Source organism: Azospirillum sp. TSH20 (genome assembly GCF_003115935.1).
Classification (GTDB): domain Bacteria; phylum Pseudomonadota; class Alphaproteobacteria; order Azospirillales; family Azospirillaceae; genus Azospirillum.
Genome location: NZ_LGQU01000120.1, coordinates 24,119 through 42,197 on the forward strand (window position 1 = coordinate 24,119; position 18,079 = coordinate 42,197).

Here is an 18,079-nt window from a genome sequence, read left to right on the forward strand (position 1 = left end):
GAAAATCAAACGCATTCGCAAGCTGCTCCCCCGCTTCCTTTCCTTTCAGATCCATGCCCCGTCCCGACAGCCTGTCCCTGCGCGAGGCCCGCCGCATCGCCATCGCAGCCCAAGGCTTCCCCAACATGCCCCCCGAAGCCGATCCGGTGGAGGCCCGCCATGCCCGGCGCCTGATCGGGCGGCTGGGGCTGGTGCAGATCGATTCGGTCAACGTGCTGGTGCGCTCGCATTACCTGCCGCTCTTCTCGCGGCTGGGGCCGTACGAGGCGGCGTTGCTCGACCGGCTGGCCTATGGCGGCAAGCGGCGGGCACTGTTCGAATATTGGGGCCATGAGGCGTCACTGATCCCGGTGGAGCAGCAGCCGCTGTTCCGCTGGCGCATGGCGCGGGCCGAGCGTGGCGAGGGCATCTACAGCGGGCTGGCGCGCTTCGCCGCCGAACGCCGCCCCTACATCGACTCCGTCCTGGCCGAGGTGGCGGCGCGCGGGCCGCTGGGCGCCTCGGAACTGTCAGAGGCCGGGCGCGGGGCCGGCGGCTGGTGGGGGTGGAGCGACGGCAAGCGGGCCGTCGAGTTCCTGTTCTGGGCCGGTCTGGTCACCACCGCCGGCCGCCGCGGCTTCGAGCGGCTCTACGACCTGCCGGAGCGGGTGCTGCCCGCCGCCATCCTCGACACCCCCACCCCGGAGGAGGACGAGGCCCAGCGCGCCCTTCTGCGCATCGCCGCCCGCGCCCATGGCGTGGCGACCGAGCGTGACCTGCGCGATTATCACCGGCTGGAGGTCGCCGACGCCCGCCTGCGCATCGCGGAACTGGTGGAGGCCGGCGACCTGCTGCCGGTGACGGTGGAGGGCTGGGAGCGCACCGCCTACGTCACCCCCGACCTGCGCATTCCCCGCAAGGCCCCGGCCCGCGCCCTGCTCTCCCCCTTCGATTCGCTGATCTGGGAGCGGCAGCGTACCGAACGCCTGTTCGGCGCCCGCATCCGGCTGGAGATCTACACGCCCGCCCACAAGCGGGAGCATGGCTATTACGTCCTGCCCTTCCTGATGGACGAGCGCATCGCCGCCCGCGTCGACCTGAAATCCGACCGCAAGGCGTCCACCCTGCTGGTCCAGGCCGCCCACACTGAACCCCACGCCAGCCATGACACCGTCGCCGCGCCCCTGGCGGCGGAGCTGCACCGTCTGGCCGGCTGGCTGGGGCTGGAGCGGGTGACGATGGCCGGCGGCGGCGATCTGGCGCCGGCGTTGGATGCGGAGTTGCGGGATAAATAGATCTTCCAGCTTCAGAAAATCCCCCTCTCCCCCCGGGGAGAGGGTCGGGGTGAGGGGGATACACAGGGTGGATTCGCGAGAGTCCTCGCCGTGCCCCCTGAACGAAGGGAGGTTCCCATGTCCGAAGGTACCGTTGGCATCGACCCCCGCCCCGTTCCGCTGATCGCTGCGGTTGAGGCCGGGCCCGGAACTGTCCTGACCGTCGATTGGGTCGGCGGAGGCAGGGTTTCCGTCGATTTGGCCGGCTGGATCGCCCTTCACAAGATCGACGCCCTGCTCGTTCCCACCATCTTCGCCAAGCCCGAGATCGGCGAGGATGGCGACACCGTCCAGTGGGACGGGGACGAGGATCTGTGCATCGACAGCGTGCATCTGGAACTGCTGGCCAAGCGGCAAGCGGCAGCCGAATGACTTTTCCCTTGCGTCACCGGCCCTGCTGCCCCCTACCCGCTCACTCCAGATGGTCGAGCGGCAGCCGGGTCTCGAACTTCACCTCCTTCAGGGTAACGCTCGATTTGACGTGCGACACCGCGGGGATGGAGAAGATGCGTTCACTGAGGAAGCGGCCGTAATCCTCCGTCGTCGGCACGACGATGCGCAGCAGGTAATCGGCGTCGCCGGTGACGGCGAAGCATTCCAGCACCTCCGGCATGTCGGCGATGGCGGTCTCGAACTGTTCGACCGCATTCTCCTTGTGGCGTTCCAGCGTGACATGGGCGAAGACGCACTCGCCAAGCCCCAGCTTGCGCGGGTCGAGCTGCACCGTATAGCGGCGGATGACGCCGATGTCCTCCATCGACCGAACCCGGCGCCAGCAGGGCGAGGCAGACAGGCCGACGGTGTCGCCCAACTCCTGCATGGTCAGGCGGGCGTTCTCCTGCAGGGCCGCCAGGATGCCCTTCTCATGCCGGTCGAGCTTGATCGCCGCCATCTGCGCCTTCCCCCTCCTCCGCACGTTCAATCGTTACACCTGCAAACATAAGCAGAGCCGGCTGCCGGTGCGAGCCCTTCCATGCAACCAATCCACCCTTCCCGGTGTTGGTCCGACGGTGGGAGCGGGCGCCAAGCGTGGGAGAACGGACGTGTTCGATTGGATCGTTGCTATGGTGGAGCACACCGGCTATGTCGGCGTCGCTCTGCTGATGTTCGCGGAAAACCTGTTTCCCCCCATCCCATCGGAGCTGATCCTGCCGCTGGCCGGCTTCACCGCCGCGCGCGGCGACCTGGGGTTGGTGATGGTCATCGTCTCGGGCACGGGCGGCGCCTTGCTGGGGGCGCTGTTCTGGTATCTGATCGGCCGCTGGGTCGGCTGCCGCCGGCTGAAGCGCTGGGCCGGGCGCCATGGCCGCTGGCTGACCATCGCGCCGGAGGAGGTCGATCAGGCCGCCGCCCGATTCCGCGAGCATGGCGGCCGCTCGGTGCTGATCGGCCGGATGATCCCGGCGGTGCGCACGCTGATCTCCATCCCCGCCGGGGTGTCGGAGATGCCGCTGGGTTCCTTCCTGCTCTACACCACCGTCGGCACGGCGATCTGGACGACCTTTCTCGCCAGCGCCGGCTATCTGCTGGAGGACCGCTACCAACAGGTCGCCGGCTGGCTGAACCCGGTGTCCAACATCGTCTTCGCCGGGATCGCCCTCTGGTACGTCTACCGCGTCGCCACCTTCGGCCGGCGGACGAGCGGGCAGCCGGCGGAATAACGGCCAAGCCCTTTTCCACCCTGAGAAAAACGTCCCTGCCCCCGCTGGACGGCCGCGCCGCCGCCATGCTCTGACTGGCCGATCCGACCGCCAGCGGGAGCGCCCTTCATGAGTTCCACCCCCACCATCATCCTCGTCCATGGCGCCTTCGCCGACGGCTCCTCCTGGAGCCGGGTGATCCCCCGCCTGCAGGCGGAAGGGCTCGCGGCGGTCGCGGTGCAGAACCCGCTGGTCTCGCTCGACGACGACGTCGCCCATGTCCAACGCGCCATCGACCGGACCAAGGGGCCGGTGGTGCTGGTCGGCCATTCCTGGGGCGGGGCCGTCATCACCCAGATCGGCGATCAGGAGCGGGTGAAGTCCCTGGTCTACGTCGCCGCCTTCGCCCCCGACGCCGGGCAATCGCCGAACGACACGCTGAAGCCCTTCCCGCCCTCTGCCGGCCTGTCCGGCGTCTCCGTGGACAAGGACCGTTTCCTGACCTTGAAGGCGGAGGGCATGGCCCGCAACTTCGCCCAGGATTTGCCGGCCGAGGATGCCGCTCTGCTGGCTGCCACCCAGGGTCCGGTGGCGGCGGCCTGCTTCGCGACCAAGGTCTCCGCCGCCGCCTGGAAAACAAAGCCCGCCTGGTATGTCGTCGCCACCAATGACCGCATGCTGCCGCCCGACTTCCTGCGCGCCACCGCGTCGCGCATCGGCGCCCGGACGGTAGAGGTCGACAGCGGCCACGCCCCCCACCTGTCGCGTCCCGATGCCGTCGCGGCGGTGATCGTCGAGGCCGCCCGCTCTATCTAGACCTCCGCACCGCCCCCGGCGTGGTGCCGCGGCGGCGGCGCAGGCTGCGGGTCAGGGCGCTCTGGTCGGAGAAGCCCACCGCCAGCGCCACCTCGGCCAGCGGCAGCCGGCCCTCCCGCAGCAGCGCCTCCGCCCGGTCCAGCCGCAGCTCCGCCAGCATGCCGGCCGGGGTGCTGCCGGTCCGCGCGCGGAAGCGTTCATGGAACCGGCTGGGCGCCAGACCGGCCGCCTCCGCCAACTCCGCCACCGTCAGCGGCTCGGCACAGCGCTCCGCCATCAGGGCCAGGGCGCGGTCGATGGGGTCGTCCGACAGCGGCGCCGGCGGCTGCCGGGCTTCCAGGGCGCGCAGCAGCAGCCCCGCCGAATGATGGGCCAGCACCGGGTCGAGCGGCTTGTCGGCCGCCTCCGCCGCCAGATAACGCACCAGCCCGTCCAGCGCGCCGTCGATGGCGAAGAAGGCGTCGCAGGCGCGCACCGCCGCCTCCGGCACCAGCCCGGCGGTCGGCACGTCCAGCACGACGAAGCGGTTGGTTCCGCCGCTGCGGAAGCTGTGCGGCACGCCGTCGGCCACCAGCACCCCGCGCCCGTCGCCCACCCGGCCGCAGGCACCGCCGACCTCCATGTCGAGGGTCCCGGCGACCGGCAGCACGATCTGGTGATGGTCATGGGCGTGCCGCCGTTCATGCCCGTCGTAACTGCGGGTGCTGACGGTCGGCCGATGCGGGGACGCCACGCCGGCGGGCTCCTTGCTGTTGGATCGATGGGCCGATGCTACGCCCTCCTCCCCGGCGCGTACAGGCACAGCTGTGCACAGGCACGGGACCGGTCGCCCACCACAAATACCAGAAGGCGAAACTGAGTTTCATCAAATCGCGCCGGCGAATTTTCAAGTCAACGTCCGCAATGCGCACCGCTCAGCCGATATTCGCCCACCCATTCACTTGAGCGTTGCCTGATATTCCGGACGAACAATTGCGGCACCGGACAGCGCCTCCTTATGAGTATTTTCAAACAAGAAATACGACCGCCAAGGCACGGATCGTTCGCCATTCGCCAAAAAGCACTCATAAAAGGAACGCCCGATGTACCGAGATCGCATCCGCCTGAAATCCCTGTGGGGCAAGGTGGTTCCGGCGGAAGAGGCCGCCTTCCTCATCAAGGACGGCATGACCGTGGGCATGAGCGGCTTCACCCGCGCCGGGGACGCCAAGGCGGTGCCGCTGGCGCTGGCCGAGCGCGCCGCGTCGGAAAAGCTGAAGATCACGCTGATGACCGGCGCCTCGCTGGGCAACGACGTCGACCGGATCCTGACCGAGGCGGGGGTACTGTCGCGCCGCCTGCCCTTCCAGGCCGACCCGGTGCTGCGCAAGGCGATCAACCGCGGCGAGGTGATGTTCGTCGACCAGCATCTGTCGGAGACGGTGGAGCTGCTGCGCTCGCGCCAGATGGGGCCGGTCGATGTCGCGGTGATCGAAGCCTGCGCCATCACCGAGAATGGCGGGATCGTGCCGACCACCTCCATCGGCAACTCGGCGACCTTCGCCATCCTGGCCGAGAAGATCATCATCGAGCTGAACCTGACCCAGCCGCTGGATCTGGAGGGGATGCACGACGTCTACATCCCGACCCGCCGCCCCTTCCGCGAGCCGATCCCGGTGGTCACGGCGGAAAGCCGCGCCGGTCTGCCCTATATCCCGATCGACCCGTCACGGATCGCGGCCATCGTGGTGACGCGCAAGCAGGACAGCTCCGCCAACATCCTGCCGCCCGATGACGAGACCAACGCCATCGCCGGCCACCTGATCGAGTTCCTGGGCCGCGAAGTGAAGCAGGGCCGGATGGGCCGTTCGCTGGCGCCGCTGCAGGCCGGCATCGGCACCATCGCCAACGCGGTGCTGCACGGGCTGATCGACGGCCCATTCCATGACCTGACCATGTACAGCGAGGTTTTGCAGGACAGCACCTTCGAGCTGTTCGACGCCGGCAAGCTGAACTTCGCCTCGGGCTCCTCGATCACGCTCAGCGCCGGAAAGTACGCCGAAGTGCTGCCGAAGATCGGCTCCTACAAGGGCCGGCTGCTGCTGCGCCCGCAGGAGATCTCCAACCATCCGGAGGTGATCCGCCGCCTTGGCGTCATTGGCATCAACACGGCGCTGGAGTGCGACATCTACGGCAACGTCAACTCCACCCATGTCAACGGCACGCAGATGATGAACGGCATCGGCGGCTCCGGCGACTTCGCCCGCAACAGCCACCTCGCCATCTTCGTCACCAAGTCGCTGGCCAAGGGCGGCGCCATCTCCAGCGTCGTGCCGATGGTCACCCATGTCGACCACAACGAGCATGACGTCGACGTTCTGGTGACGGAGGTCGGGCTGGCCGACCTGCGCGGTCTGGCTCCGCGCGAGCGGGCCGAGACCATCATCCGCAACTGCGTCCACCCCAGCTACCGCGAACTGGCGATGGACTATCAGCGCCGGGCGCTCCAGCGCGGCGGCCACACCCCGCACCTGCTGGAGGAGGCTTTCGCCTGGCACACCCGCTTCCAGCAGACCGGCAGCATGATGCCGAAGCCGCTGGCGGCCGAATAGGGTCCCTTGAAAACGGGCGGGCCGCGGAATTCCGCGGCCCGTTCCCGTTACCCATATGCCGTCATACGTGCTGCCCGCCATTGCGCTCCAAGTAGAGAAGCAAGGCGGGATAATAGTGCTTGCGCTCGGACGAAATCTTCTCGCAGAAGCGCTTGGCGGCACCGCTCTTGAGCCAGTCCTCAAGCTGACCGTTCTGGCGTTTTTCCGCGACAATTGCATCGATCGCGTCCAGAATCTTGTGTATCACCTCAGGCCTCGTCTTATAAAGATCGGAGCGGCGTCTTCGTCGCCCTCACTCTCTTATATGGCCCAGCTGGTGGTGAACGGCCCTGCATTCTGGGAATGGCTGCGTGTTGCAATGCACAAAACGAATGGGGTGAGGCACCACGCGGCCGGTCGCCATCAGCGCCAGCGCTCCTTCAGGTCCTGAAGGCTGTAGGCAACGGGATCGTCGTCTGTGTTAGGCGCCGCGTCACCGATACGCGTTCCGGAACAGGCACCGTCTGACCAACCATTGGAACAGTGACCATAGCGCGCGGCCAGAAACTCCACGAAGTCATACACTGTTTCCTGCTTATCCTTGGGCAGATCTCGAAGCTTTACGAGCAAGCCGGTGTAGTCCATTGCACCGAAACCTTCTGAGACGTATCGCTGATAACAAACCATCATACCGGCTTCTCGCCTTGCTGACAGCCGTAGCCCGTGCAACACCTCGATATTTCACTTCTTTCGGCCGTCATTCCCGCGAAGGCGGGAATCCAGCCATTCCAATAGGTTGCCTGAACGAACACCTGGACCCCCGCCTTCGCGGGGGTGACGGCCGATGGGATTTCGCATCTCTCTTCAAGCCCTCTCCCGCTCCTCCTCCGGCGGGCGGAGCGCCTGTCCCGTCGGGCAGAGCCGCAGCAGCACGCAGCGGTCGCAGGCCGGCGCCTGATAGTAGCAGCAGCGCTGGCCGTGCAGCATCATGACCTCGTGGTTGTCGTAGACCTGCTGGGCGTCCCACTCCGCCGGCAACTGCGCCGACAGCACCGCATGCGACGGGCCGACGGCGACGTTGGCGGGGATCAGGCCGGTGCGGACGGCGACGCGGTGATGGTGGCTGTCCACCGGCAGCGCCGCCTGCCGCAGGGTGGAGAAGCTGAGCACCGCCGCGCTGGTCTTCGGCCCCACGCCGGGCAGTTCCTCCAGCCACGAACGCGCCTCCGGCACGGTCATGCCGGACAGCAGGTCGAGCGACAGGCTGCCGACCCGTTCGGTGATGCGGCGCAGGATGGCCTGGATGCGCGGCGCCTTCTGTTCCGGCCAGGTGACGCCGGCGATGGTCGCCTCCACCTCCGCGACCGGCGCGTCGCGCACCGCCTCCCAGTCGGGCCAGCGCCGCCGCAGCGCCTTGAAGGCGGCACCGGACGCCGCATTCCGGGTGCGGTGCGACAGCAGCGACGACACCAACTCGCTCAGCGGGTCGAGGCTGTGGAAATAGGCGACCGGGCAGCCGTAAACGGTGCACAGCAGCCGATGGATTTCGAGCGCCTTGTCGCGCAACGCAGCCGGGTCGGTCATGAAAACCGACAACAGCCGAACCGGTAAGGCGTTACCGGTAAATCATCACGTCTCGACTCAGCCCACCAGCCCCGACATCACCGCGCGCAGCTGCGCCGGCTTCACCGGCTTGTTCAGCACCAGACAGCCGGCCGCCTTGGCCTCGTCCGCCAGTTCCGGCGTGCGGTTGGCGGTGACGATCACGGCGGGCAGGATGCGGCCGCAGGCGGCGCGCAGCCGCGCCACCTCGTTGACGCCCAGCGCGCCGTCGTCGAGATGATAGTCGGCGATCAGCAGATCCGGCGGCTGCGGCATGCCGGACAGCAGCGCCAGCGCCTCGTCGCCGTTGGTGGCCGACACCACGTCGCAGGCCCAGCCGCGCAGCAGCGCCTCCATCCCCGCCACCACCGCCGGCTCGTTGTCCAGCACCAGCACGGAGGTGCCGGCCAGCCGGTTGGTCATCGGCCGGGCGGCGACGCTGGCCGGGCGCACGGCGCGACGCTCCGTCCCGCGCGGCACGGTGACGGCGAAGACGGAGCCCCGGCCCGGCTCCGACCGCACGGTGATGGGGTGGCCCAGCATGCGGGCGACGCGGTCGACGATGGCGAGGCCAAGCCCCATGCCGCGGTCACGCCCCTTGGTGACGGGGGTGTCGAGGCGGCGGAACTCCTGGAAGATCTCGGTGATCTTGTCGCGCGGGATGCCGGGGCCGTTGTCCCACACCTCGATGCGGATGCCGTCGCCGGTCCGGCGGCAGCCGACCACCACCCGGCCGCCCTGGACATAGCGCAGCGCGTTGGACAGGAAATTCTGCACGATCCGGCGCAGCAGCCGCATGTCGCTGCGCACCACCGCCCCCGATCCCACCACCTTCAGGTCGATGCCGCGCTCCGCCGCGACGGCGGCATATTCGGTGGCGAGCGGCGCCAGGATGCCGCGCAACGGGAAATCGCTGACCTCCGGCGTCACCGCCCCGGCATCGAGCTTGGAGATGTCGAGCAGCGCCGACAGCAGATCCTCCACCGACGCCAGAGCCAGGTCGATGTTGTCCACCAACTCCGCATTGGCGGCCGGCTGCTCCAGGTCGGCCAGGGCCGAGACGAACAGGCGGGCGGCGTTCAAGGGCTGCAACAGGTCGTGGCTGGCGGCGGCGATGAAGCGGGTCTTCGACAGGTTGGCCTGATCGGCCTGGGACTTCGCCTGCTGAAGCTGGTCGTTCAGCGTCATCAGCGCGGATTTCTCCGCCTGCTCGGATTCGCGCCGCCGCTCCTCCTCATGCTTGATGACGGTGATGTCGGTGTAGACGCCGACGATGCCGCCGTCGCGGGTGCGCCGCTCGTTCACCTGGATCCAGCGGCCGTCGGACAGGCGATTGAGGAACACGCCCTTCAGGTCGTGGCGGTGCTCCATCCGCTCGCGCAGCCAGACGTCGGGCGGCGGCTCGCTGACCGCGCCGGCGGCGGCGACCATCGCCACCAGATCGTTGAAGCGGATGCCGGCCTGGATGCGGCCCGATACCGACGGCCAGTAGGACAGGTATTTGCGATTGCACAGCACCAGCCGGTCGGACGAGTCGAACAGGGCGAACCCCTCGTTCACCGACTCGATCGCCTCGAACAGGCGGGTGCGCATGGTGTCCGCCAGCTCCTTGGCGCGGGCGAGATCGCGGTTGCTGTCCTCCAGCTTGTGCAGGGCGCGTTCCAACTCCAGCGTGCGTTCGCGGATCTTCTGCTCCAGCACGATGGCGGTCTGGAACAGCGAGAAGGCGCCGCCCTGGAAATCCATCGACCGCTCGACGCGGTCCATCAGCACCTTGTTGATGCGCTGGAGCTTGGCGTTCTCGCGCTCCAACTCGGCGATGCGGTCGGCGGGATCGAGCGTCCAGCTGCGGGTTTGGATGCCGGCCATGGCTTAGCGCCCTCCGATGGCGACGCCCGTGAAGGTCTGGTTGACGTGCATGCCGTTCACCTGTTCGCCGTAGGCGCAGAATCCGACAACCCGGTTGCGCGCCAGCCGTTCCGACATGACGGCATTCAATTGCCGCTGCTCCATCTCCAGCCGGCGCAGGATGCAGTCGCAGCCGAGGATCAGGTCGGGAGCGCCGACCTCCGCCTCGATGCCTGCGATCAGACCATCGAAGTTGGAGACCGGGTCGACCCCCTCCGCCACCGTCAGGACGATGCCCTCGTCGATGGCGCAGAAGAAGGTCAGGCTCTCGTCGTCGTTCACCTTCTGGATGGAGCGGACATGGTACTGGCCCCCGACCCGCACGACGACCGGATGCGCGGCGAAGATCATCGGGGTCAGCGGCTCGCCCTCCAGCCCGACCAGCCGGGCGTACTCGCGGCCTGCCGGCTCGGCATTGATCTCATGGACGATGCGGTGCTGCGGATCGGCGCCGGTGACCACCATCTTGCGGTCGGAGCTGACGAAATGCTGGGTGCGGAAGACGGTGAAGGGCCGGTTGGTGGTGAACAGCGTCACCACCGCGGCGTTGGGATGAAATGCCCCCTCGTGCAGGACGAAGGTGCGTTCGAAATGCAGGTCGTCACCGGCCGAGGCGCCGAACAGCGGGATGTCGATCAGGGCGTTGTGCAGCGCGCTGACCACCGTCTCCTCGCTCATCGATAGGCCGTCGATCAGCAGCATGGCGAAGCTGCGGGCATCCTCGCCCAGCGGCACCGGCCGGCTCGCCATCGCCCGGTCGCGGCGCGACAGCAGCGAGCGCGCGATGGCGGTGCTGTCGGCGATCTCGAAACGGTCGACATGGTCGACCAGCGCGGTGACGATGCAGAAATCCTCGCTCGGGAAGCCCACCGCCACCAGGGCGTTGGTGGTGTAGCCGCCGGGACCGATTTCCCCCGCCGTGGTGCAGCCGATGACCGGCACCATGCCGAACTCCCGCGCCAGGGCATCGGCCAGGGCGTTTCGGTCATAGCTGGGGGCGCAGAACACCACCACCAGTTCCAGCGGCACCTCGCCCAGCCCGGCACGCAGGTCCCGCGCCGCCTCGTCGGGGCGTTCGGCATGGGTCACGGCGCGCGGCATGCCGTCGCCGGACGCGGGTTTCACCGGGCCGTCTGCGGAGATCTCGCGTGTGGACATCGATGCCGCCTGCGCCTCCCTCTCCGTGCGCGGATGCGATCCGGCAAGGGTACTCCAGGGATGGCGGCGGGCAAGACCAATCCGCGGACCGGTGAAGGAGGACATGATGCGGGGCGGCTCCTGAAGATGCTCGGCCTAGATACTCTCTGCCGGCTGCGGATCGGGCAAGCCGGCCAATTCCTCGTCGGTGAACAGGCGGGCCTTGGCGGTGAAGCGGACGCCGTCCGGCGCCTCGATCGAAAAGCCGCCGCCGCGCGCCTGGATAACGTCCAGGATGACCTGGGTGTTGCGCCACCATTGGAAGGTGTCGTCGGACATGCAGAAAGGCGCGCCGGCGACCAAGCCGAGACAAAGGTCGCGCCCGCCCAGCTTGAACTCCCCCTTCGGCAGGCAGAGCGGCGCCGATCCGTCGCAGCAGCCGCCCGACAGATGCAGCAACAGCGGCCCGTGCTTCGCGGCAAGGCGGTCCAGCAGGGCGATGGCTTCGGGGGTGGCGGTGACACGTTCGGTCAGGACGGGGGCTGTCGGCATGGGACGTTCCCTTATCACGGAACCACGCGGCGAAAGAAAAAAGGCCGGGGGACGCGCCCCCGGCCCAGGTTTGCCCGATAGGGAGGAGCAGGGCTCAGAAGAAGCCGAGCGCTTTCGGGCTGTAGCTGACCAGCAGGTTCTTGGTCTGCTGGTAGTGGTCGAGCATCATCTTGTGCGTCTCGCGGCCGATGCCGGACTTCTTGTAACCACCGAAGGCGGCGTGCGCCGGATACAGGTGGTAGCAGTTGGTCCACACGCGGCCGGCCTGGATGCCGCGGCCCATGCGGAAGGCGCGGTTGCCGTCACGGGTCCAGACGCCGGCGCCCAGGCCGAACTCGCTGTCGTTGGCGATGGCCAGCGCCTCTTCCTCGGTCTCGAAGGTCGTCACGGCGACGACCGGGCCGAAGATCTCCTCCTGGAAGATGCGCATCTTGTTGTGGCCTTCCAGGATGGTCGGCTGGACGTAGTAGCCGCCTTCCAGCTCGCCGCCCAGATGGGCGCGCCCGCCGCCGGCCAGAACCTTGGCGCCTTCGGCCTTGCCGATCTCGATGTAGGAGAGGATCTTCTCCATCTGCTCCTGCGAGGCCTGGGCGCCGATCATCGTGCCGCCGTCCAGCGGATGGCCCTGGGCGATCTTGTTGACGCGCTCCACCGCCAGCTTGATGAAGCGGTCGTAGATCGACTTCTGGATCAGGACGCGGCTCGGGCAGGTGCAGACCTCGCCCTGGTTCAGCGCGAACATCGCGAAGCCTTCCAGCGCCTTGTCCAGGAACTCGTCGTCCGAGGCCATCACGTCTTCGAAGAAGATGTTCGGCGACTTGCCGCCCAGCTCGACGGTCGACGGGATGATGTTCTCCGACGCGTACTGCAGGATCAGGCGGCCGGTCGAGGTCTCGCCGGTGAAGGCGATCTTCGAGATGCGCTTGTTGGTGGCGAGCGGCTTGCCGGCCTCGATGCCGAAGCCGTTGACGACGTTGATGACGCCGGCCGGCAGCAGGTCGCCGATCATCTCCATCAGGACCATGATCGCCATCGGGGTCTGCTCGGCCGGCTTCAGCACGATGCAGTTGCCGGCGGCCAGCGCCGGGGCCAGCTTCCAGGCGGCCATCAGCAGCGGGAAGTTCCAGGGGATGATCTGGCCGACGACGCCCAGCGGCTCATGGAAGTGGTAGGCGTAGGTGGTGTGGTCGATCTCGGCGATCGAGCCTTCCTGGGCGCGGATGCAGCCGGCATAGTAGCGGAAGTGGTCGATGGCGAGCGGAACGTCGGCGGCGCGGGTCTCGCGGATCGGCTTGCCGTTGTCCAGCGTCTCGGCCAGCGCGATGATCTCCAGCCGCTCTTCCATGCGGTCGGCGATCTTCAGCAGGATGTTCGAGCGCTCGGTCGGCGAGGTGCGGCCCCAGGCGTCCTTGGCCTTGTGGGCGGCGTCCAGCGCCAGCTCGACGTCGGCGGCCTGGGAACGGGCGACCTCGCACAGCGGCTTGCCGGTAATCGGGGTCAGGTTGGTGAAGTATTGGCCGTCCACCGGCGCAACCCACTGGCCGCCGATAAAGTTGTCGTAGCGGGGGCGGAGCGCGATCTGCTTCTGGAGCGTTTCGAGAGCCTGGTGGAGCATTTGGGCCGTTCCTCTCAGTGTGGTGAACCGGTCAGGTCTCCGGTCCAACGCGTTTGTCGGGGGCCATTCAGCCACTCTGAGAGGGGAAGGGTAAATTGTACTATGGAAGGAGACGGTGCGGGGGTGGGATTGTTCGTGTCCCACCCAATGACCGATCCGTTCGCCGGGGCGTCGGGCGCCTCACTCCGCCGGCTGGCGCCCTTCGACATAGCCCTTGCGCAGCTGCTCCTGATACCAGCGGCGGTGATGCTCCATCGCCCAGTTCTCGTCGACCTCGCCGGAGCCCATGGCGTCGAAGGCGCCCTCCATGCCGATGGTGCCGATGTAGATGTGACCGATCACTGCGGCGATCAGCGCCGCCGCCAGCAGCCCGTGGATGACGTGGATGGTCTGCATCCCGCCGATCCCGGTGACGGCGAAGGGCACCATCAACAGGTAGCCGGTGGCCGCCATCGCGATGCCGCCCAGCACGATGCTCCAGAACACCAGCTTCTGGCCGGCGTTGAAGCGCCCGGCCTCCGGATGATGGCCGGCCTTGGAGAAGAGCCCGCCGGCCGACTTGATCCAAATCCAGTCGGCCTTCTCCGGAATATTGTCGCGCAGCCACAACGCCATGATCATCAGCAGCCCGACGACGAAAGGCACGCTGACGAAGTTGTGGATCGACTTGGAATACTCCGCCAGCGGCGTGAAGGCCTGATGGCCGATCAGCGGGATCAGCAACGGCCGGCCGAAGGTCAGGATCACGCCGGTCAGCGCCATGGTCAGGAAGCTGACCGCCGTCGTCCAATGGGCGAAGCGGTCCAGCCCGTTGAAGCGCAGAACCAGCCGCCCCGCCTTGCCGCCATGGATGCGGATGGTGCCGCGATAAAGGAAGAAGATCGCCAGCACCACCGTCATGCCGATCGCCAGCCCGCCGATGGCCAGCCGCAGCGTGTGGGTGCGCCACTCCCGCCACTCCCGCCCTTCCGGCTGGACCAGCACCGCCAGCTTCTCGTCCGGAATGCTGACGCGGCCGACGACCTTGTCGTCCTGCGGGACGTAGAGCGGCACCTGCTCCTTGGTGGTCGGCGAGTTGGGGCCGGGCGCCTGATAGAGCTGCGCTTGTGCGAAAGTCGGAGCGGCCAGACCAGCAATGGCCATCAGGGCGATCAGCAGCAGGGCGTGCAGGGGGCGCATGGTGGTCTCCCAATTGACGAATTGGCGCCTTACTTGCCCCCACCCCAACCCTCCCCCGCTCTCGCGGAGGAGGGAGCAAGTGCTTGTGCGGGAGAGTGGCGGCAGTCCCTCCCCCGCCCAGCGGGGGAGGTTAGGTGGGGGGTCTAACTCCCCACCGCGAAACTCCTCACGCCCCTCCCGTCCCCGGCCCGCCGGGCGCGAAGGGGGAGCCGCGGTCGTTGCGGCCGTAGGCGGTGGACCAGCCCGGCGCACCGGAGCCATAGCCGCGCCGCACCGACCGTTCCTGATAGATGTCGGCCAGGATCGCGCCGTCGCCGGCCATCAGCGCGCGGGTGGAGCACATCTCCGCACAGAGCGGCAGCTTGCCCTCGGCCAGCCGGTTGGCGCCGTATTTCTGGTACTCCTCGACGCTGCCGTCCGGTTCGGGACCGCCGGCGCAGAAGGTGCACTTGTCCATCTTGCCGCGGCTGCCGAAGTCGGTGGTGCGCGGGTATTGCGGCGCGCCGAACGGGCAGGCGTAGAAGCAGTATCCGCAGCCGATGCACAGATCCTTGCTGTGCAGCACCACCCCGTCTTCGGTCTGCAGGAAACAGTCGACCGGACACACCGCGGCGCAGGGCGGGTCGTTGCAATGCATGCAGGCCATGGAGATCGACCGCTCGCCCGGCTTGCCGTCGTTCAGCGTGACCAGCCGGCGGCGGTTGATGCCCCAGGGCACCTCATGCTCGTTCTTGCAGGCGGTGACGCAGGCGTTGCATTCGATGCAGCGTTCCGAATCGCACAGGAACTTCATCCGGGCCATGTCCAATCAGCTCCTGCACGTCATGCCGGTTCGACCCGGCAGAGGGTGACCTTGGTTTCCTGCATGAAGGTGACGGGGTCGTAGCCGTAGGTCGTCACCCCGTTGGCCGGCTCGCCCAGCACGATCGGGTCGGTGTTGGGCGGGTAGTTGCCACGCAAGCTGTCGCCCCGCCAGAAACCGGAGAAGTGGAAGGGCAGGAACACCGTGCCGCTGCCGACGCGGTCGGTGACCAGCGCCTTGACCTTGGCCTTGCTGCCGTCCTCCGGCCCGTAGACCCAGACCCAGGCGCCGTCCCGGATGCCCAGCCCTTCGGCGTCCTTGGTGTTGATCTCCGCGAACATCGACTGCTGCAGCTCGGCCAGCCAGGGGTTGGACCGGGTTTCCTCGCCGCCGCCCTCATACTCGACCAGCCGGCCGGAGGTCAGCACCATGGGGAAGCGCTGGCGCAGGTCGCTGTCCGCCACCTTGAACTGAAGCGAGCGGGCAAGCTGGACCAGACGGAAGTCGCGCCGGTCCTCGATGGCCGGATAGGCCTTCACCAGATCGGGGCGCGGGGAATAGATCGGCTCGCGATGGATCGGCACCGGGTCGGGCAGGTTCCAGGCGACGGCGCGCGCCTTGGCGTTGCCATGCGGCACGCAGCCATGCTTCAGCGCCACGCGGATGATGCCCATCGACAGGTCGGTCTGCCAGCTGACATTGTCGACCTCGGCCCCGCCGCCGCCGATGGCCTGGATGACGCGCATCTCGTCGGGCGTCAGGTCCTTGTCCCAGCCCAGCTTCTTCAGCACAGCCATGGTGAATTCGGGATAGCCGTCCTCGATCTCCGATCCCTTGGAATAGGAGCCGTCGGCCAGAAGCGAGACGCCGTTGCGCTCCACCCCGAAGCGGGCGCGGAAGACGCCGCCGCCGTCCATCACATGCTTGGAGGTGTCATAGAGCACCGCCGATCCCGGATGCCTGATCTCCGGATGGCCCCAGCTCGGCCAGGGCAGGCCGTAATAGTCGCCGGCGCAGGGACCGGAGGAGGCCCGCATGGTGATCTTGTCGAAATCGGCCTGATGCTTCATGTGCATCTTCAGCCGTTCCGGCGACTGGCCGGTGGCGCCGATGGACAGGCAGCTGCGGTTCATCTCGCGCAGGATGTCCTCCGGCACCGGCCGGGTGTTCTCCACCGTGATGTGCTTGAACATCTCGTCGGCGAAGCCCAGCTTGCGCGCCAGCAGGTACATGATGGTGTAGTCGTCCTTCGATTCGAAGATCGGCTCCACCACCTTCTCCCCCCACTGCATCGAGCGGTTGGAGCAGGTGCGCGACCCGTCGGTCTCGAACTGGCTGCAGGCCGGCAGGATGTAGGTGCCGTTGCGCCGTTCCTTGATCGCGGCGAAGGTGGTCGGGTGCGGGTCGGCGATGACCAGCAGGCTCAGCTTCTCCAGCCCCTTCACCATGTCCGGCATCCGGGTGACGGTGTTGCCGCCATGGCCGAAGCACATCATGGCGCGCAAGGGGCTCGGCTGGTCGATCTCGCCCGGCTTGGCCAGCACCGCGTCGAACCAGCGCGTGGTCGGGATGCCCTTGGCCTCCATCAGCTCCTTGGAGGCGAAACGGCTCTTCATGTAGTCGTATTCGACGTCCCAGGCGCGGGAGAAATGCTTCCACGCCCCTTCCGCCAGCCCGTAATAGGAGGGCAGCGTGCTGACGTCGAGGCCGAAGTCGGTGGCGCCCTGCACGTTGCAGTGACCGCGATAGATGTTGGCGCCGCCGCCGGCCACGCCGATGTTGCCCAGTGCCAGCTGCAGGATCGACAGCGCGCGGACGTTGGCGGTGCCGACCGTGTGCTGGGTGACGCCCATGCACCAGATCACCGTGCTGGGCTTGTTCTTTGCCAGCGCCTCCGCCACCCGGCGCAGCTGGGGGCCGGGGACGCCGGTCACCCGCTCGACCTCCTCTGGCGTCCATTTCTTCACCTCGGCGCGGACCTCGTCCATGCCGTAGACGCGCTGGCGGATATACTCCTTGTCCTCCCAACCATTCTCGAAGATGTGCCACAGCAGGCCCCAGGCGACCGGGATGTCGGTGCCGGGACGGATGCGGACATATTCGGTGGCGTGCGCCGCGGTGCGGGTGAAGCGGGGGTCGATGACGATGAAGGGCGCGCGGTTGTGCTCCTTGCCGCGCAGCATGTGCTGCATCGACACCGGGTGCGCCTCGGCCGGGTTGCCGCCGACGATCACCAGCGCCTTGGAGTTCTGGATGTCGTTGTAGCTGTTGGTCATGGCGCCGTAGCCCCACGTGTTCGCCACGCCGGCGACCGTGGTGGAATGGCAGATGCGCGCCTGATGATCGACGTTGTTGGTGCCCCAGAAGGCCGCCAGCTTGCGGTAGAGATAGGCCCCTTCATTGGAGAATTTGGCCGAGCCCAGCCAGAACACCGCGTCCGGCCCCGACGCCTGCCGAATCTCCATCAGCTGGTTGCCGATCTCCTCGATCGCCTGGTCCCAGGTGATGCGTTGCCAAACGCCGTCCACCAGCTTCAGCGGGTATTTGACCCGGCGGGTGCCCTTGGTCAGCTCGCGCACCGAGGCGCCCTTGGCGCAGTGGGTGCCCTGGTTGATCGGGCTTTCCCAGCCCGGTTCCTGCCCAACCCAGACGCCGTTCTGCACCTCCGCGATCACCGTGCAGCCGACCGAGCAGTGGGTGCAGACATTCTTGCGCGTCACCACCTCAACGTTCGGCAGGATGGGACCGGCCTCCGCCTTGCGGATCATCGCGCCCGGCAGAGCGCCGACGGCAGCGATGCCTCCCGCGGCAAGGCCGGAGCGGCGCAGGAAGCCGCGGCGGCTGACGCCCGACTCCAGGCTGTCGGCCAGCGCGGCGACCAGACCGGAGCGCTTGTTGCCTGTCGATTTCGCCGAGCTGCGTTTGACCAGCATGGACACCCTCCG

The 18,079-nt window shown here is 67.6% G+C and carries 17 protein-coding genes; 5 read left to right on the forward strand and 12 right to left on the reverse strand.

Annotation, left to right across the window (positions count from 1 at the left end; all coding sequences use genetic code 11):
- The first annotated feature begins 53 nt into the window (after positions 1-53).
- Complete coding sequence (locus TSH20_RS28770) at positions 54-1,274, forward strand: winged helix-turn-helix domain-containing protein (RefSeq protein ID WP_109156213.1); 1,221 nt, start codon at positions 54-56, stop codon at positions 1,272-1,274.
- A gap of 117 nt (positions 1,275-1,391) precedes the next feature.
- Positions 1,392-1,685, forward strand: coding sequence for a DUF2442 domain-containing protein (locus TSH20_RS28775; protein WP_109156214.1), 294 nt, complete (start codon positions 1,392-1,394; stop codon positions 1,683-1,685).
- A 40-nt stretch (positions 1,686-1,725) separates the two neighbouring features.
- Here the strand turns inward: TSH20_RS28775 and TSH20_RS28780 are convergent, their stop codons facing one another.
- Positions 1,726-2,205, reverse strand: coding sequence for an Lrp/AsnC family transcriptional regulator (locus TSH20_RS28780; protein WP_109156215.1), 480 nt, complete (start codon positions 2,203-2,205; stop codon positions 1,726-1,728).
- A 151-nt stretch (positions 2,206-2,356) separates the two neighbouring features.
- Here TSH20_RS28780 and TSH20_RS28785 point away from each other — a divergent pair, with 151 nt between their 5' ends.
- Both TSH20_RS28785 and TSH20_RS28790 read left to right on the forward strand, forming a co-directional pair.
- Positions 2,357-2,974 carry a DedA family protein gene (locus TSH20_RS28785; protein ID WP_199231933.1) on the forward strand — a complete coding sequence of 206 codons (618 nt, stop codon included), beginning with the start codon at positions 2,357-2,359 and terminating at the stop codon, positions 2,972-2,974.
- A 108-nt stretch (positions 2,975-3,082) separates the two neighbouring features.
- Complete coding sequence (locus TSH20_RS28790; RefSeq protein WP_109156217.1) at positions 3,083-3,769, forward strand: alpha/beta hydrolase; 687 nt, start codon at positions 3,083-3,085, stop codon at positions 3,767-3,769.
- Here the strand turns inward: TSH20_RS28790 and TSH20_RS28795 are convergent.
- Positions 3,762-4,502: an AraC family transcriptional regulator gene (locus tag TSH20_RS28795; RefSeq protein ID WP_247871265.1), complete on the reverse strand. Its 741-nt coding sequence runs from the start codon at positions 4,500-4,502 to the stop codon at positions 3,762-3,764. The genes TSH20_RS28790 and TSH20_RS28795 overlap by 8 nt on opposite strands.
- A 349-nt stretch (positions 4,503-4,851) precedes the next feature.
- Here TSH20_RS28795 and TSH20_RS28800 point away from each other — a divergent pair, with 349 nt between their 5' ends.
- Positions 4,852-6,360, forward strand: coding sequence for an acetyl-CoA hydrolase/transferase family protein (locus TSH20_RS28800; RefSeq protein WP_109156219.1), 1,509 nt, complete (start codon positions 4,852-4,854; stop codon positions 6,358-6,360).
- Between the two features lie 61 nt (positions 6,361-6,421).
- Here TSH20_RS28800 and TSH20_RS28805 read toward each other — a convergent pair whose 3' ends face one another.
- From TSH20_RS28805 to TSH20_RS28850, 10 genes are all read right to left on the reverse strand, one after another.
- The gene (locus tag TSH20_RS28805) at positions 6,422-6,607 is read right to left on the reverse strand and encodes a hypothetical protein (RefSeq protein WP_109156220.1); all 186 of its coding nucleotides are present in this window, start codon (positions 6,605-6,607) and stop codon (positions 6,422-6,424) included.
- A 155-nt stretch (positions 6,608-6,762) separates the two neighbouring features.
- Positions 6,763-6,984 (reverse strand): DUF2281 domain-containing protein, encoded by a 222-nt coding sequence (locus tag TSH20_RS28810; protein ID WP_146205370.1) that lies wholly within the window; start codon positions 6,982-6,984, stop codon positions 6,763-6,765.
- A gap of 219 nt (positions 6,985-7,203) precedes the next feature.
- The gene (locus tag TSH20_RS28815; protein ID WP_109156239.1) at positions 7,204-7,923 is read right to left on the reverse strand and encodes a Fe-S cluster assembly protein HesB; all 720 of its coding nucleotides are present in this window, start codon (positions 7,921-7,923) and stop codon (positions 7,204-7,206) included.
- A gap of 57 nt (positions 7,924-7,980) precedes the next feature.
- A complete protein-coding gene (locus TSH20_RS28820; RefSeq protein WP_109156222.1) occupies positions 7,981-9,810 on the reverse strand; it encodes a NahK/ErcS family hybrid sensor histidine kinase/response regulator in 1,830 nt (609 codons plus the stop codon).
- Between the two features lie 3 nt (positions 9,811-9,813).
- Positions 9,814-11,007, reverse strand: a complete 1,194-nt coding sequence (gene nosP / locus TSH20_RS28825; RefSeq protein WP_109156223.1) for a nitric oxide-sensing protein NosP — start codon at positions 11,005-11,007, stop codon at positions 9,814-9,816.
- 135 nt (positions 11,008-11,142) lie between these two features.
- The gene (locus TSH20_RS28830) at positions 11,143-11,538 is read right to left on the reverse strand and encodes a DUF779 domain-containing protein (RefSeq protein ID WP_199231934.1); all 396 of its coding nucleotides are present in this window, start codon (positions 11,536-11,538) and stop codon (positions 11,143-11,145) included.
- 94 nt (positions 11,539-11,632) lie between these two features.
- Complete coding sequence (gene adh / locus TSH20_RS28835) at positions 11,633-13,153, reverse strand: aldehyde dehydrogenase (RefSeq protein WP_109156224.1); 1,521 nt, start codon at positions 13,151-13,153, stop codon at positions 11,633-11,635.
- Positions 13,154-13,333: 180 nt separating this feature from the next.
- Positions 13,334-14,332: a formate dehydrogenase subunit gamma gene (locus tag TSH20_RS28840; RefSeq protein ID WP_109156225.1), complete on the reverse strand. Its 999-nt coding sequence runs from the start codon at positions 14,330-14,332 to the stop codon at positions 13,334-13,336.
- 166 nt (positions 14,333-14,498) lie between these two features.
- Complete coding sequence (fdh3B, locus tag TSH20_RS28845; RefSeq protein WP_109156226.1) at positions 14,499-15,134, reverse strand: formate dehydrogenase FDH3 subunit beta; 636 nt, start codon at positions 15,132-15,134, stop codon at positions 14,499-14,501.
- Between the two features lie 20 nt (positions 15,135-15,154).
- The gene (locus tag TSH20_RS28850) at positions 15,155-18,067 is read right to left on the reverse strand and encodes a formate dehydrogenase subunit alpha (RefSeq protein WP_109156227.1); all 2,913 of its coding nucleotides are present in this window, start codon (positions 18,065-18,067) and stop codon (positions 15,155-15,157) included.
- Between the last annotated feature and the right edge of the window lie 12 nt (positions 18,068-18,079).

Coding starts and splice junctions, on each gene's coding strand:
- TSH20_RS28770 (WP_109156213.1), top strand. CDS start 54: ATGCCCCGTCCCGACAGCCTGTCCCTGCGCGAGGCCCGCCGCATCGCC.
- TSH20_RS28775 (WP_109156214.1), top strand. CDS start 1,392: ATGTCCGAAGGTACCGTTGGCATCGACCCCCGCCCCGTTCCGCTGATC.
- TSH20_RS28780 (WP_109156215.1), bottom strand. CDS start 2,205: ATGGCGGCGATCAAGCTCGACCGGCATGAGAAGGGCATCCTGGCGGCC.
- TSH20_RS28790 (WP_109156217.1), top strand. CDS start 3,083: ATGAGTTCCACCCCCACCATCATCCTCGTCCATGGCGCCTTCGCCGAC.
- TSH20_RS28800 (WP_109156219.1), top strand. CDS start 4,852: ATGTACCGAGATCGCATCCGCCTGAAATCCCTGTGGGGCAAGGTGGTT.
- TSH20_RS28810 (WP_146205370.1), bottom strand. CDS start 6,984: ATGGACTACACCGGCTTGCTCGTAAAGCTTCGAGATCTGCCCAAGGAT.
- TSH20_RS28815 (WP_109156239.1), bottom strand. CDS start 7,923: ATGACCGACCCGGCTGCGTTGCGCGACAAGGCGCTCGAAATCCATCGG.
- TSH20_RS28820 (WP_109156222.1), bottom strand. CDS start 9,810: ATGGCCGGCATCCAAACCCGCAGCTGGACGCTCGATCCCGCCGACCGC.
- nosP (WP_109156223.1), bottom strand. CDS start 11,007: ATGTCCACACGCGAGATCTCCGCAGACGGCCCGGTGAAACCCGCGTCC.
- TSH20_RS28830 (WP_199231934.1), bottom strand. CDS start 11,538: ATGCCGACAGCCCCCGTCCTGACCGAACGTGTCACCGCCACCCCCGAA.
- adh (WP_109156224.1), bottom strand. CDS start 13,153: ATGCTCCACCAGGCTCTCGAAACGCTCCAGAAGCAGATCGCGCTCCGC.
- TSH20_RS28840 (WP_109156225.1), bottom strand. CDS start 14,332: ATGCGCCCCCTGCACGCCCTGCTGCTGATCGCCCTGATGGCCATTGCT.
- fdh3B (WP_109156226.1), bottom strand. CDS start 15,134: ATGGCCCGGATGAAGTTCCTGTGCGATTCGGAACGCTGCATCGAATGC.
- TSH20_RS28850 (WP_109156227.1), bottom strand. CDS start 18,067: ATGCTGGTCAAACGCAGCTCGGCGAAATCGACAGGCAACAAGCGCTCC.